Source organism: Marinobacterium nitratireducens (assembly GCF_014645375.1).
Lineage (GTDB): Bacteria > Pseudomonadota > Gammaproteobacteria > Pseudomonadales > Balneatricaceae > Marinobacterium_A > Marinobacterium_A nitratireducens.
Genome location: NZ_BMLT01000011.1, coordinates 77,258 through 91,430, shown reverse-complemented (window position 1 = coordinate 91,430; position 14,173 = coordinate 77,258). Strand labels below are relative to the sequence as shown.

The 14,173-nt window shown below is 64.1% G+C and carries 10 protein-coding genes; 8 read left to right on the top strand and 2 right to left on the bottom strand.

The features are described 5' to 3' along the window. Positions 1-65 precede the first annotated feature (65 nt). From livH to IEX85_RS19060, 4 genes are read left to right on the top strand one after another with little or no spacing between them, the layout of a single operon-like run. Positions 66-992, top strand: coding sequence for a high-affinity branched-chain amino acid ABC transporter permease LivH (gene livH / locus IEX85_RS19075; RefSeq protein ID WP_188862217.1), 927 nt, complete (start codon positions 66-68; stop codon positions 990-992). Further along, on the top strand, positions 992-2,245 hold the full coding sequence (locus tag IEX85_RS19070; protein WP_308425667.1) for a high-affinity branched-chain amino acid ABC transporter permease LivM: 1,254 nt from the start codon (positions 992-994) through the stop codon (positions 2,243-2,245). The genes livH and IEX85_RS19070 overlap by 1 nt, the downstream gene beginning before the upstream one ends. After that, positions 2,242-3,009 carry a high-affinity branched-chain amino acid ABC transporter ATP-binding protein LivG gene (gene livG / locus IEX85_RS19065; protein WP_188862216.1) on the top strand — a complete coding sequence of 256 codons (768 nt, stop codon included), beginning with the start codon at positions 2,242-2,244 and terminating at the stop codon, positions 3,007-3,009. The genes IEX85_RS19070 and livG overlap by 4 nt, the downstream gene beginning before the upstream one ends. Before the next feature lies 1 nt (position 3,010). Further along, positions 3,011-3,712 (top strand): ABC transporter ATP-binding protein, encoded by a 702-nt coding sequence (locus IEX85_RS19060; RefSeq protein WP_188862215.1) that lies wholly within the window; start codon positions 3,011-3,013, stop codon positions 3,710-3,712. A 246-nt stretch (positions 3,713-3,958) separates the two neighbouring features. Here the strand turns inward: IEX85_RS19060 and IEX85_RS19055 are convergent, their stop codons facing one another. Together IEX85_RS19055 and IEX85_RS19050 are read right to left on the bottom strand one after the other, a co-directional pair. Continuing rightward, a complete protein-coding gene (locus tag IEX85_RS19055) occupies positions 3,959-4,342 on the bottom strand; it encodes a DoxX family protein (protein WP_188862214.1) in 384 nt (127 codons plus the stop codon). A 225-nt stretch (positions 4,343-4,567) separates the two neighbouring features. After that, positions 4,568-8,080 (bottom strand): S8 family serine peptidase, encoded by a 3,513-nt coding sequence (locus tag IEX85_RS19050; protein ID WP_188862213.1) that lies wholly within the window; start codon positions 8,078-8,080, stop codon positions 4,568-4,570. Between the two features lie 603 nt (positions 8,081-8,683). On the opposite strand from IEX85_RS19050, the gene IEX85_RS19045 reads away from it, so the two are divergent. From IEX85_RS19045 to IEX85_RS19030, 4 genes are all read left to right on the top strand, one after another. After that, on the top strand, positions 8,684-9,055 hold the full coding sequence (locus IEX85_RS19045) for a response regulator transcription factor (RefSeq protein ID WP_188862212.1): 372 nt from the start codon (positions 8,684-8,686) through the stop codon (positions 9,053-9,055). Next, positions 9,039-11,093 carry a 3'-5' exonuclease gene (locus IEX85_RS19040; RefSeq protein WP_308425666.1) on the top strand — a complete coding sequence of 685 codons (2,055 nt, stop codon included), beginning with the start codon at positions 9,039-9,041 and terminating at the stop codon, positions 11,091-11,093. The genes IEX85_RS19045 and IEX85_RS19040 overlap by 17 nt, the downstream gene beginning before the upstream one ends. Beyond that, positions 11,090-11,290 (top strand): hypothetical protein, encoded by a 201-nt coding sequence (locus IEX85_RS19035; RefSeq protein WP_188862211.1) that lies wholly within the window; start codon positions 11,090-11,092, stop codon positions 11,288-11,290. The genes IEX85_RS19040 and IEX85_RS19035 overlap by 4 nt, the downstream gene beginning before the upstream one ends. Before the next feature lie 63 nt (positions 11,291-11,353). Then, positions 11,354-14,119: a sensor histidine kinase gene (locus tag IEX85_RS19030; protein WP_188862210.1), complete on the top strand. Its 2,766-nt coding sequence runs from the start codon at positions 11,354-11,356 to the stop codon at positions 14,117-14,119. Positions 14,120-14,173: the final 54 nt, after the last annotated feature.

The window sequence follows — 14,173 nt, the reverse complement described above, 5'->3', positions numbered from 1 at the left end:
CCGGGGTCTGGGCGGCCGTCGCCCCGCCGACGGCCACCCGGGCGCCGCCTGACCTGGTTCTTTCTATGACTGAAGCGTCTCTATACCTACTCCAGCAGCTCATCAACGGGCTGACGATCGGGTCCACCTATGCCCTGATCGCCATCGGCTACACAATGGTCTACGGCATCATCGGCATGATCAATTTCGCCCACGGCGAAATCTACATGATCGGTTCCTACATTTCGTTCATCGTCATCGCCGGCCTGCTCGGCATGGGGATGGTGGCACTGCCGGTAATACTGCTGATCGCACTGATCGTTGCCGTGCTCATCGCCAGCACCTACGGCTGGACCATCGAACGCGTGGCCTACCGCCCGCTGCGTGGCTCCAACCGGCTGATCCCGCTGATTTCGGCGATCGGCATGTCCATTTTCCTGCAGAACTACGTCGTGCTTGCCCAGGGCGCACGCGACATCGCCTTGCCGCCGCAGATCTCCGGTGGCTGGAACTTCGGCGATCCGCAGCTGTTCGAGGTTTCGCTGTCCTATATGCAGCTGATCATCTGGGCCGCCACCTTCGTCTGCATGACAGCCCTGACGCTGTTTATTTCCCGTTCCCGTATCGGCCGTGCCTGTCGCGCCTGCGCCGAAGACCGCGGCATGACCAACCTGCTGGGCATCGATACCGACCGCACCATCGCCATGACCTTTATCATCGGCGCCGCGCTCGCGGCTGTGGCAGGCCTGCTGTTGGGGCTTTACTATGGCGTGGTCAACCCCTTCGTCGGCTTCATCGCCGGCCTCAAGGCCTTTACCGCCGCGGTCCTCGGCGGCATCGGTTCCATCCCCGGCGCCATGCTCGGCGGCCTGATTCTGGGCGTCACCGAGGCCCTGACGTCGGCCTACTTCCCGTCCGAATACAAGGATGTGGTGTCGTTCGGTCTGCTGGTCCTGATCCTGCTGTTCCGCCCCAGCGGCCTGCTCGGTAAACCGGAAGTGGAGAAAGTCTGATGCGACAGAATCTGTACGCAGCCGTCTTCGCCGCCGGCATTACCTTCGTTCTCACCTGCCTGATGATCGGCGTCAAGCTGACCTCCGAGGGCACCCAGCTCCAGGTCGTCGGCGCCAGCGAAGCCCAGTGGGCCTGGATCTTCGCCGGTATCGCCCTGGTGTTTTTCTCGCAACTGTTTCGCGACCAGATCAGCACCGCCACCGCCGGCATTCCGCGCCCGAACCTCGGTGCTCTGATGCCCGATCGCGAAAAGGCCGCGCGCCTCAAGCCCTGGCTGATCGCCGCCGTGGTGGTGGGCCTCTTCATCTGGCCCTTCATGGCCTCGCGCGGGGCCGTGGACCTGGCGACCCTGACGCTGATCTACGTGATGCTGGGCCTCGGCCTCAACATCGTGGTCGGCCTCGCGGGCCTGCTGGACCTCGGCTACGTCGCCTTCTATGCCGTCGGCGCCTACACCTACGCGCTGCTGTCGGCCTATTTCGGCCTGTCGTTCTGGGTCTGCCTGCCGATCGCGGCGCTGCTGGCGGCCACCTTCGGCTTCCTGCTCGGTTTCCCGGTACTGCGCCTGCGCGGCGACTACCTGGCGATCGTGACGCTGGGCTTCGGCGAGATTATCCGTATCCTGCTGAACAACATGACGGGGCTGACCGGCGGCCCGAACGGCATCTCCGGTATCGACAAGCCGACGCTGTTCGGGCTCGAGTTCAACCGCCGCGCCAGCGAAGGCTACGTCCCCTTCCACGAGTTCATGGGCATCGATTACAACAGCGGTCACAAGGTGATTTTCCTTTATCTGATCGCCGTGGTGCTGGTACTGGCCGTACTCTATGTCATCAACCGGCTGATGCGCATGCCGGTGGGACGTGCCTGGGAGGCGCTGCGCGAGGATGAGATCGCCTGCCGCTCTCTCGGCCTGAACCGTACCGTGATCAAGCTCTCGGCCTTTACCCTCGGCGCTTCGACCGCCGGTTTCGCCGGCTGCTTCTTCGCGGCACGGCAGGGCTTTATCAGCCCGGAATCCTTCATCTTCATCGAGTCGGCGATCATCCTGGCGATCGTGGTGCTCGGCGGCATGGGCTCGCAGTTCGGCGTCATCCTGGCGGCGATCGTGATGACCATTCTGCCGGAGTTCGCCCGCGAGTTTCAGGAATACCGCATGCTGCTGTTCGGACTGCTGATGGTGCTTATGATGCGCTGGCGTCCGCAGGGCCTGCTGCCCGCCAAGCGACCGCATATGGAGTTGAAGCGATGAGTCAGTTGTTGCTGGACGTTAACGGCCTGACCATGCGCTTCGGCGGCCTGGTGGCGGTCAACAACGTCAACCTGTCGGTACACAACCGTCAGATCGTATCCATTATCGGCCCCAACGGCGCCGGTAAAACCACGGTGTTCAACTGTCTGTCGGGGTTCTACATCCCGAGCGACGGCAGTGTCGTCTTCAAGGGCGAGCAGATCGCGGGCCTGAAGGACTTTCGTATCTCCCGCAAGGGGCTGGTCCGGACCTTCCAGCACGTGCGGCTGTTCTCCAACATGACCGTGATCGAGAACATGCTGGTGGCGCAGCACCGCCATCTCAATACCAACCTGCTGGCGGGCCTGCTCAAGACCACCCATTACAAGCGGCTGGAGCAGGAAGCAATGGACCGCGCCGCCTACTGGCTGGAGCAGGTCGACATGCTGGAGTTCGCCAACCGCGAAGCCGGCAACCTCGCCTACGGCCAGCAGCGGCGTCTGGAAATCGCCCGCTGCATGGTCACGCAGCCGGAACTGCTGCTGCTCGACGAGCCGGCGGCGGGCCTCAACCCGAGGGAAACCAAGCAGCTCGACGAGCTCATCGTGCAGCTGCGCGACGAGCACGAGATTTCCGTGCTGCTGATCGAACATGACATGAGTCTGGTCATGGGCATCTCCGACCATATCTACGTCATCGCCCAGGGCACCCCCCTGGCCGATGGCACACCCGAGGAGGTGAAGAACAATCCGGACGTCATCAAGGCGTACCTCGGGGAGGAATGAGATGCTGCAAATCGAAAAGGTGAACACCCACTACGGGCCCATTCAGGCGCTGCACGACGTTACCGTCGAGGTCAAAAAGGGCGAGATCGTCACCCTGATCGGCGCCAACGGCGCCGGCAAAACCACGCTGATGATGACCATCTGCGGCGATCCCAAGGCCTCTTCGGGCCGGATCGTCTTCGATGGCGAAGATATCACCGGCCTGCCGACCTCGCAGATCATGCGCAAGGGCCTCGCCATCGTGCCGGAAGGACGGCGCGTGTTTGCCCGGCTGACGGTGCAGGAAAACCTCCATATGGGGGCCTACTTCCGCACCAAGGCCGAGTACGAGGAAAGCCTCTCGCATGTGCTGGAACTCTTCCCGCGCCTTCGGGAGCGTTTCAGCCAGCGCGCCGGCACCATGTCCGGCGGCGAGCAGCAGATGCTCGCCATCGGCCGCGCCATGATGAGCAAGCCGCGCATGATTCTGCTCGACGAACCCTCGCTGGGCCTTGCGCCGATCATCATCCAGCAGATCTTCGAGATCATCGAGCAGCTGCGCAGCGAGGGCGTCACCATCTTCCTGGTGGAGCAGAACGCCAACCAGGCGCTGAAGATCGCCGACCGCGGCTACGTGCTGGAAAACGGCCGCGTCGTCATGACCGGCTCCGGCGAATCGCTGCTGACCGACGAGAACGTGCGCAAGGCGTATCTCGGCGGTTGAGGCGAGGCGTTACGCGTTACGGATGGTAGGGTGCCGGTGAGCCTGCGAACCGCACCATGGTTCGATGCGGTGCGGTTCGTTTCACTCACCGGCACCCTACCTTTCCTCGAACACCCGGCGAGTCGGAGGCAGGGCGCCCCTGAGCGAAGCAACCGTCATGGATGACGGGAAGATCGGTATTGCAGGTGCATAATACCGACGAACGACGCCGCAAAATCCGGCACGTTTCGTTAGACTCAAGGTGCCCTACCAGTTCCTGCCGATTTTGCTGTCGATGCTGAGCCCACCCGGGCCGCTGGCCGCCAGCACCAGAAAACCGCCGGCAATCGCCAGATTCTTCATAAACATTATCGACTGCATCGGCTGACTGAAGTCAGTGTGGAAAACCACGGCCGAGGCAATGCAGAACAGCGCCAGCAGCACCGCTATCGTACGGGTGCCGAGGCCGACAATGATCGCCAGCCCACCACCGAGCTCCAGCAGAATCACCAGCGGCAGCAACACACCGGGCACGCCCATCGACTCCATATAGCCCTGAGTGCCCTCGAAACCGCCGATCTTGCTCCAGCCCGCCGATACAAAGATTAGCGCCAGCAGGATGCGGCCCACCAACAGTGCAAATCCGTTCATCACCTGATCTCCGCCTTGATTTCGTGAAGTGACAGCGCGAGCAACCCGGCCCTGTCCCGATACAGCATATAGGCAGTTGCGAACGCCTGCACAAAATCGAAGGCACGACCCGCTTCATCGTTTTATCCAGGTGGATCAGTAAATAGCGGTCGCCACCCTGCCCCCACGAAAAAAGGCGGCGCCCGGAGGCACCGCCTTTTCCTTTGCTACAGCCCTTCAGAGGGATTATTTCTTGCCTTTGCCACGGCCTCCGCCCGGGCCGCCGGTGTCACCGGTACCGCCCTGTACCGTCATCAACAGCTCATCGTGGTTGTTATCCAGGTTCGGATCGGAAGTCACGCTGGAGACATCGGCCACGTTGGTGATTTCGCCGAGATTGCCCTTGGCCGTGGCCTGGATCTCGTACTCGACGCTCTCGCCAGCGGGCACCGTAGCAGTTTCGCAGGTTACCCTGTGCGTGCCCGCGTCATAGCTGCACTCTTCGGAAACGAACTCAACCACCAGCTTTTTCGCCGTCGACGGAAGTTCATCGGTCACCACCACGTTCTGCGCATCGGACGGGCCGCCGTCGCCGCAGACCTCGGGGTCGTCTACCGAACAGCCGGCCTTGTTGTGCACCGTCAGGAAGTAGATGATGGTGCCCGAAGCGTTGCCGGTCGGGAAGTTGCCGGTCTTGTCGAGCCAGAGGTCAGCCTCAGTCGCCACCGTGGTCACTGCCCCGGCGCTGTTGTTGCTTTCGTCCGGATCTGCTGTCGCCGAGGCGACCGAAGCGGTATTGCTCAGCTCAAAGCCGTCCGGCGTCGCGGCATCGACATCGACCACAACGACAATGGTGCGGCTTTCAGCCGGATCCAGGTCACCCAGCGCGCAGGTCAGCGTATCCTCTGCGGTGATTTCGCAATTGCCGCCTTCCAGCACCGAAGCACTGACAAAACCGACCCACTCGGCCGGCAGCAGGTCCGTGACCACCACATCGGCCGCCGTCGAGAGGCCCTCGTTGGTCACCACCAGCTCGTAGGTGAGCTGATTACCCGCCAGTACCGGATCCGGACTGTCGCTCTTGACGATCGAGAGATCCGCCGACGCCTGTACGGTGGTATCGTCCAGCGCAAAGTTGTTGGCGCTGTCGTCGTCGTAGGTATCCGACAGGACCCTCGCATTGTTGCTGAGCACGGTGCCATCCGGCACATCGACATGCACCCGGGTTTCCACGGTCATGGTCCTGACGGCGCCGTCGGCGAGATTGCCGAAGCTGCAGCTCGACGGCAGTGCCGCATCGCCGGGGACGCCGGTAACACAGCTTGCGCCGTCGCTACCGCTGACCAGGACAATATCCAGATCGGCGGGCACCACGTCCTCGACCACCACATTCGTCGCGGTCGAGGGCCCATGGTTGGTAACGGTGATGGTATAGGTCAGCTCCGCGCCGGCTACGACCGGGTCCGGGCTTGCTGTCTTGCTGATGCCCAGGTCCGCGACCCCAATGATCACCAGGCTGTCACTGGCACGGTTGTTGTCCTGGTTCTCGTCCAGGGTATCGCTGTTGACGACGACCTCGTCGCTGATCGTCATCGCCTCATCCTCGCTGATCGAAACAGTCACGATCGCCTGCTCGTCCTTGGCAAGATCGCCGAGGTTGCAACTGACCTGTTTCAGAGTCGCGCTGATGGCGTTGACCGAGCAGCCGGGGCTGACCGAGTCGACGGTGAACGCCGCCGAGCCGGTAAGGGTGTCCACCAGCATCACATTTTCCGCGGTACCCGGCCCCTGATTGGTCACCGTCATGGTGCAGGTACCGGTCATGCCGGCCAGCAGTTCGCCGTCCGGCTGGCAGTCCTTGGCAACCAGCAGGTCAGCCAGGGCATAGAAGGTCACCGTATCCTCGTCGGTGTTGTTGCTCAGATCGGCATCCGGCAGCACAAGGTTGCTGGTGATGTCGGCGGACGCGAAGTCGTTGATATCCTGCGCCGTATCGGCGGTCAGCTCGACCACCACCGTAACGCGGTCGCCGGCGGCCATGTCCCCGAGCTCGCAGGTCACGGTTCCGGCACCGTCCTGCGGGTTGCCTGTCGAGTCGCAGGCACCCTGGCTGGCGGTGATATCGCCGAACAGGAAGACGCCATCACTGACGTGCTCATCCACCAGTTCGACGCCGATCGCCGGCGCATCGCCGATATTGTCGACCCAGATGGTACAGGTCGCCGTTTCCCCGATCAGCAACGGCTGCTCTGGCTTGCAGTCCTTGGTGACCCGCAGGTCCGCCGGCACCAGGCTGGCCACGGCCGCCGCCAGATAGATGCGCGGTTTGACGTGCCCGGATGCTATCGGGTCCTGCCCCTCGTAGCCGTTGGGGGCTCTCATATCGGTCACCCAGACACCGGTATCCCTCAGTATCTGGGAAATCTCGGCGACGCTCAGGGTCGGGTCGATCGCCCGCAGCATGGCAAAGGCGCCGGTGACCTGCGGTGTCGCCATCGAGGTGCCACCCTTGGAGCTATAGGCGTCGTCGGGGACCGATGAGACGACACCGGCCCCGACAGCAAGGAAATCGACCGTTTCATCCATATTGTGCAGCACCTGGTCGGGGTTGGCCCCGTCCGTCACGGAACCGACGGTGACGGCAGTGCTGATGCAGCCCGGGGCGCCGAGTGCATCGGTCCAGCCGTCGTTGCCGGCGGCGATCACGGTGGCGATCTCAAGTCCCAGCAGCGTGTCGATCACGCCCTTGCGGCTGTCTCCGTCGCAGGAACTTGCGTACTCGCCGCCGCCGAGGCTCATGTTGACCGACGAAATGTTCCAGCTGCCGCTCAGCGTATTGGCGATGTAGTTCAGTGCACTGATCTGGTCCGAGGTATAAGTCCGGGTGCAGGGCTGGGCGCCAGCCGTGTCACTGTCACAGTCGGCGATGCGGGTGAACACCTGGATAGCGATGATGTTGGCATCCGGTGCCACGCCATTGAAACCCTGAAGATTGTTCGGATCATCCTCGCCTGCGGCGATGCCGGCGACATGGCTGCCGTGGTCGCAGATATTGCTACCGCCGACCGAGCAAGCGGCAATCGGAGCGCCCCCCGCCTGGGTGACTTCGGCCGCACCGGGCCCGATCTGATTGGTGCTGCCGTCGGGACACAGGCTGGTGTCGTCGCCGCTATCCGACGACCAGCAGGCCTGATGCACCACCCGACCGCTGTAAAACGGGTGGTCGGCGTCAATACCGTTGTCGAGAATAACCACCGTCTGACCGTTGCCGCCAAAGCCGGACGCCCAGGTCAGATCAGCGCCGATATGAAAGGTTGCGCTAGCGAGCAAAGGGTCACTGAGGCTATCCTCCTGGATATGCTCCACCAGCGGCGAGTTGGCTAGACGCTTGAGGGCGTTGGCGTTGACCCGGAGCGCCATGTTCGGCAACCCCTCCCACTGGGAGTAACGCTCGGCACCGGTGCCGATAAGGCTGTCGAGCAGCTCGAGCTTGCTGTTGGCGATCTCGCTGCGCTGCGCTTTGGCCCGGGGCGAACTCTTGCCACCGAGCTTGCCCTCGGGCACGAAGCCGCCGCGAACGCGAAGCGTCACGATCACTTTGACGGTTTCACCGCGATCGGCCTTGTCCATGAGCCCCTGCGGTATCGAAGTCGGCGGCTGTGCCGGTGTGTTATCGGAAAATGCAGCGGCCACCATCACCAACAGGGTGATCAGCAGCAGCTTCGTGAAGCCTCCCTCAAATCCAGTCAGTCGTAGCATAGTACGGCCCTCCTTGCGTCATTTCGGCGCCCACCCTCTACTAAGCGACAACCCCTAACATCCGGCCAACTCAGACACTGCACCGCAGGAACCTATTCCCTCCAACCGCTATGCAGCACACAGGCGAGCGACATGAACCTCTGTCTCGAGGCGTCCCATCCTCCCGCCCTAACGGGCGAGCAGATTCACAACCAAGCTTCGGCCAGCGCCCGCCCGGTGTCGAACGCAGATAAAACCTGACGCACTGGTCAGTCCAGAAGTGTAAATTTGTAAATAAAATCAAACAGTTTCGAATAGGAAACAGTCGGAAATCACGACGAAATCACGATAGCGCTATCAATATGTAAACCTTTGTGAACAGTCAAATGAGGTATTTTTGAACGTACCTTCAAAACGGTTGCAGGATCGACAGGAAGACCTCGGGAACCACGCCTCAGGTGTCGCCTTATCGGAACAGTTAAAGTGGCAGCCGATTGGCGACCGACAGAAGCCTGGACCAGCCGATTCGCCCAAAGACGACTTTCGGGTCATCGCTTCAATAACTAGACTCGATAAGGCTGATGACGTTTTTGAATGCCTCGGGAACTGGGAGTGAGGATAACAATGACAAGGGTACTGGTGGTCGACGATGAGCCAAACATCGTGCTTTCCCTCGAGTTTCTGATGCGCCAGGCCGGGTTCGACGTGACCACCGCCGGCGACGGCGAAAGCGCGCTGGAACAGGTGCAGCAGCAGCCGCCGGATCTGGTGCTGCTCGATATCAGTCTGCCGGGGTTGAGTGGCTTCGAAGTGCTGGAGCGGTTGCGCGCGCAGCCGGAGCATGCCCGCCTGCCGATCATCATGCTGACCGCGCACGGGCGTGAAGTGGAGCGGGAGAAGGGGCTGGCCCTCGGGGCCGACGATTACGTGACCAAGCCGTTCTCCACCCAGCAGCTGGTCGAGAAGGTCAAACAGCTGCTTGGATTGGCCAACTGATATGCTGGCACGCCAGAAGCTGCTCGGTTTCGGACTCCTCGCCAGCGGCGGCGCCCTCTTCGGCGGTCTGTTCCTGGGGCTCTGGATCAGCGCCGAACTGGTGCCGCCAGGTGAGAGCCACTGGGGTCTCTGGCTGCTGGCACTGGCACCGGGCCTGCTGGTCGGTTCTCTCTACCTGCTGCTGGACAGGCGCCTGTTCGCCCCGCTGCGTCACCTGCAGATCCAGCTCGCCCGCCTCGCCGCCAACCCCGATGCCCGCAGTGACTTCCCGCCCGAAGGCTGGCTGGCGCCGCTTCGGGCCGATCTCGACCGCATTCGCGACGGCTGGCGCGAGGACCGGACCCATATCGACGAAGCCGCTGCCGCCGGCGCCCGCGAAGCCGAGCGCACCAGTGCCGAGCTTGAAGCGGTGCTGCGGGCGGTCCAGACGCCGCTGCTGCTGTGCGACAGCCACCAGCGTCTGCTGCTGTTCAACGACGCCGCGGAACAGCTGTTCGCCGACAGCTCGGCCCTGGGCCTGGGGCGCCGGTTGTCGGAGCTGCTGCCCATGAGCAGCCTGCACGAAGCCCTGACGCAGCTGCCGCGCCGCGCTGCACCGCGCAAGCTGCTGCTGCCCTGGCATGGCCGCTGGCTGCGGCTGGATCTGCGCCTGGTCGGCGGCGCCTTGGGCGAAGCGCTGATCGCGATCGAGGACAGTACCGCCATTCAGGAAGCGGAACAACGCTGGCACGGCCCTCTGGCGCAGCTGCTGCCGGAACTTCGCGGCCACAGTTCCAGCCTCGTGATCAGCAGCGAGGCCCTGACCAGCGGAAAGGTCGAGCCGCTGATGCGCCAGCGACTCGAAGCGGTTTTGCGCGAGGAGAGCCTGACCCTCGGGCGCCTGATCGAAACGCTGTCCGAACAACTCGAAGGCCTGCAGAGGGACCCGGGCCGGCTTGAGGATACCTGGTCCAACGACCTCTGGAGCGCCCTGTGCGAACGCCTCGGCAGCACCGGCCCTCAGCTCGTCGCGATCGGCATTCCGGCCTGGTTGCGGGCCGACGGACCGGCGCTGCTGGAACTGCTGTTCCGGCTGCTCGGTCTGCTGCAGGAAGCGACCGGCGCGCACGACTTCGAAGCGGAGGTGCAGCTGGGCAACCAGCGGATCTACCTCGATCTCATCTGGCGCGGGCAGCCGATCGATCAGGGCCGTCTGGAACAGTGGCGCTGGCTGCCGCTGGCCGAGTCGGCGACCCACCCTGTGCTCAATGACATCCTGCGGCGCCACGACAGCGACTGCTGGTCGCTGGCCGATGCCGACGGCCATGCGCGCCTGCGCCTGCCGCTGCCGGCGGTGGCACGGGTCGGGCCGCCGCCTCCCGCACGCCCGCCGCGACCCGAGTTTCACGATTTCAGCATCGCCGATCTGCCCGCGCCCAGCGCCGAGCTGGGACGTTTGCCGCTACAACGTCTGGAGATGATCGTGTTCGATACCGAAACCACGGGCCTGGAGCTGCGCCGCGACGACTGCGTGATCAGCATCGGCGCCTGCCGTATCGTCAATGGTCGCCTGCTGGCGCGGGATGTATTCGATCAGCTGATCAACCCGGGGCGCCCCATCCCGCCCGAAAGCAGCCGCATTCACGGTCTGTATGATCCGGATGTGGCCACGGCACCGCCGGCCGAGATAGTATTGCCGCGCTTTCGCGATTTCGTCGGTCACGGTGTGCTGGTGGCGCACAATGCCGCCTTCGACCTGCTGGCGATACAGCCCGGCGCCGAGCGTGCCGGCGTGCGCTTCGAGATGCCGGTGCTGGACACCATGCTGCTGTCGCGGGCGCTGGACCCGGGACTGGAAGGTCACGGTCTCGATGCGCTGGCGGAGCGCTACCAGCTCAGCTTCGCGCCCGGCAGTCGACACACCGCCCTGGGCGATGCCCGGGTCACCGCGGAGTTGCTGCTGCAATTGCTACCCCGCCTGGAGGCCCGCGGCGTGCGCACCCTGGATGACGCCATCGCCTTCGAGACCTCGGCCATCCAAGGAAGCGCCCTGACATGATGCCCCCGCCGAAACTGCCCGGCCGCCTGACCGCCCTGGCACTGCTGGGGACGCTGCTGTTCACTCCGCCGCTGATCGGTCTGTTCGATCACCCCGGTGCCAACGGCCTGTCGTGGCTGCCGCTGTATCTGTTTGCCGTCTGGGGCCTGCTGATCCTGGCCGCCGCGCTGCTGCTGGAGTCGAGCGATGAGGACTGAGGGCGCTGTGTCTGCACTCTGTGCGCTTCGCGGCGGGGGCGCCGCTCCTGCGGGACGGCAGCGATGAAGTGGGAAGCGCTGCTGTTCGTCGTCGCGTTCGGCTACCTGGCGCTGCTGTTCGTCATCGCAGCCTGGGCCGACCGCCGGGCCGAGAAAGGCCACTCGGTGATCGGCTCGCCCCTGGTCTACACCCTGTCGATCGCTGTTTACTGCACCGCCTGGACCTTCTACGGCAGCGTCGGCCGCGCCTCCCATTACGGTCCCGCCTTTCTGAGCATCTATCTGGGACCGACACTGGCAATGCTGTTCGGATGGATGCTGCTGCGACGCATGGTGCGTATCGCGCGGGCACAACGCATCACCTCGATCGCCGACTTCATCAGCACCCGCTATGGCAAGAGTGACAGCCTGGGAGCCCTGGTCACACTGGTCGCGGTTATCGGCATCATGCCCTATATCGCGCTGCAGCTGAAAGCGATCACCTTCAGCCATGCGGTGCTGACCGCCTACCCCGCCGAGGCCCAGACCAACCTGATTGCCGCCGGCGTGCTTTCCGACAAATCCTTCTGGGTCGCGCTGGTGCTGGCGGTTTTCATCATTCTGTTCGGCACCCGCCATCTTGACGCCAGCGAGCGCCACGAGGGCATGGTCGCAGCCATCGCCTTCGAGTCCATGATCAAGCTGCTGGCGTTTCTCGCTGTCGGGCTGTTCGCGACCTTCACGCTGTTCGGCAGCCCCGGCGAGCTGCTGCAGCGCGCCGCAACCCTGCCGGAACTGGACGAAGGCTTCGGCATCGCCGCCGTACCAGGCGGCGCCGGCGGCTGGGTCGGTAGCCTGCTGCTGGCGGGACTGGCCTTTTTTACCCTGCCCCGCCAGTTCCAGGTACTGGTGATAGAGAATGTCGACGAGCGCCATATTCGTCGCGCCAGCTGGTTGTTTCCGCTGTATCTGCTGGCGATCAATCTGTTCGTGATTCCGATCGCGCTGGCGGGCCTGCTGCTTGGCAACGCGGCCGGGAATCCCGACAGTTTCGTGCTGACCATAGGGCTGGCCGCGGGGCCGGACTGGCTGCCGCTGCTGGCGTTCATCGGCGGTCTGTCGGCGGCCACCGGCATGATGATCGTCGAAACCATCGCCCTCTCGACCATGATCAGCAATCATCTGGTGATGCCGTTGCTGCTGCGCCTGCGCTGGCTGCATCTCGACAGCCGCCGCGAGCTCAGCGGCCTGATTCTGGGGGTGCGGCGCATCGCCATTATCCTGATCCTGCTGCTGGGCTACCTCTACCATGCCCTGATCGGCGAGTCCTACAGCCTGGTCACCATTGGTCTGGTGTCCTTCGCCGCCGCCGCCCAGTTCGCACCGTCTCTGCTGCTTGGGCTGTACTGGCGCGGCGCGGCGCGGCGTGGAGCCGCGGCCGGCCTGATCGGCGGCATCCTGGTCTGGGCCTACACCCTGCTGCTGCCGGGGTTCGCCCAGTCCGGCTGGCTCGACGCCCGGCTGCTCAGCGATGGGGCCTTCGGGCTGGCCTGGCTGCGACCCTATGCGCTGTTCGGACTCGAGGGCTGGGACATTTACAGCCACGCGCTGTTCTGGAGCCTGCTGGTCAATGTCGGGTTGCTGGTCGGAGTGTCGCTGTTCAGCCGCCAGAACCGCCTGGAACAGACCCAGGCCGCGCTGTTCACCGGCAACCTGCACCCCGATCTGCTACCGACATCCCTGTGGCAGGGCGAGACGCTGCGGGGCGAGCTCAGAGCGCTGCTCAACCGCTACCTCGGCGCGGTCGCCACCGCACGGCTCATTCCCCGGGGCAAGGGCGAGCCGGACGACACTCTGCCGGCGACACAGGAACAGATCTCCGCCGCCGAGCAGGCGCTGGCCGGCGCCCTCGGCGGCGCCTCTGCGCGGGTACTGATCAACTCTGTGGTGCGCGGCGAGGCGCTGGATCTCGAGGCGGTGCTGAGCATTCTGGACACCACCTCCCAGACGCTGGAATACAATCGTCGCCTGGAACAGAAGTCCCATGAGCTGGCGCGCATCGGCGCCGAGCTGCGACGGGCCAACGAGCAGCTGCGCGAACTCGACCGGCTCAAGGACGAGTTCGTCGCGATGGTGAGCCACGAACTGCGCACACCGCTGACGTCGATTCGTGCTTTCGCCGAGATCCTGCGCGACAGCCCCGACGTCGATGTCGCGCAGCGCACCCACTTTCTCGAAATCGTAGTGCGCGAGAGCGAACGGCTTTCGCGACTGATCGAGGAAATTCTCGACCTGGCACGGCTGGAGTCGGGCCGCATGCCGCTCAACCCCGAGCCACTGGACCTGGCGGGGCTTGCACGTCAGTCGACCGAGGCCGTCGGCCACCTGTGTCGCGAGCGGGGCGTCGAACTGGAGGTGGACCTGCCCGAGGACGGCGCGCCGGTGGTCGCCGACCCTGACCGGCTGCAACAGGTGATCATCAACCTGCTCGACAATGCCAGCAAGTTCGCCGCCAGACCCGACGGCCGCATCAGCCTGCACCTTGCCCCCCACAAGGGTCACTGGCAGCTGTCGGTAGAGGATAATGGCGGCGGCATCGCCGAAGAGGAATGGGAAAAGGTGTTCGAGAAGTTCCACCAGGTCGAGCAGACGGGCGACAGCAACGGCACGCGCCCCAGGGGCACAGGTCTTGGCCTGCCCATCAGTCGCGGCATCGTCGCCAACCTCGGCGGCAGGCTCTGGATCGAGAAGAGCAGGCGCCTGGGCGGCGCCCGTTTCGTGATCGAGCTGCCCGAAGCGCCGCCGCAATCCGGCCAGGACCCGGATGCCCAGTGGCTGCCGGCGTCCTGATCGCGCGTCGGTGCGGTCATCCCTGCGGAACCGGCGTGGCGCCGGCTGTTACTA

Excerpts from the sequence above, each read along its gene's own strand:
- IEX85_RS19050 (WP_188862213.1), bottom strand. The coding sequence starts at position 8,080 with ATGCTACGACTGACTGGATTTGAGGGAGGCTTCACGAAGCTGCTGCTG.
- livG (WP_188862216.1), top strand. The coding sequence starts at position 2,242 with ATGAGTCAGTTGTTGCTGGACGTTAACGGCCTGACCATGCGCTTCGGC.
- IEX85_RS19055 (WP_188862214.1), bottom strand. The coding sequence starts at position 4,342 with ATGAACGGATTTGCACTGTTGGTGGGCCGCATCCTGCTGGCGCTAATC.
- IEX85_RS19045 (WP_188862212.1), top strand. The coding sequence starts at position 8,684 with ATGACAAGGGTACTGGTGGTCGACGATGAGCCAAACATCGTGCTTTCC.
- IEX85_RS19060 (WP_188862215.1), top strand. The coding sequence starts at position 3,011 with ATGCTGCAAATCGAAAAGGTGAACACCCACTACGGGCCCATTCAGGCG.
- IEX85_RS19035 (WP_188862211.1), top strand. The coding sequence starts at position 11,090 with ATGATGCCCCCGCCGAAACTGCCCGGCCGCCTGACCGCCCTGGCACTG.
- IEX85_RS19070 (WP_308425667.1), top strand. The coding sequence starts at position 992 with ATGCGACAGAATCTGTACGCAGCCGTCTTCGCCGCCGGCATTACCTTC.
- livH (WP_188862217.1), top strand. The coding sequence starts at position 66 with ATGACTGAAGCGTCTCTATACCTACTCCAGCAGCTCATCAACGGGCTG.
- IEX85_RS19030 (WP_188862210.1), top strand. The coding sequence starts at position 11,354 with ATGAAGTGGGAAGCGCTGCTGTTCGTCGTCGCGTTCGGCTACCTGGCG.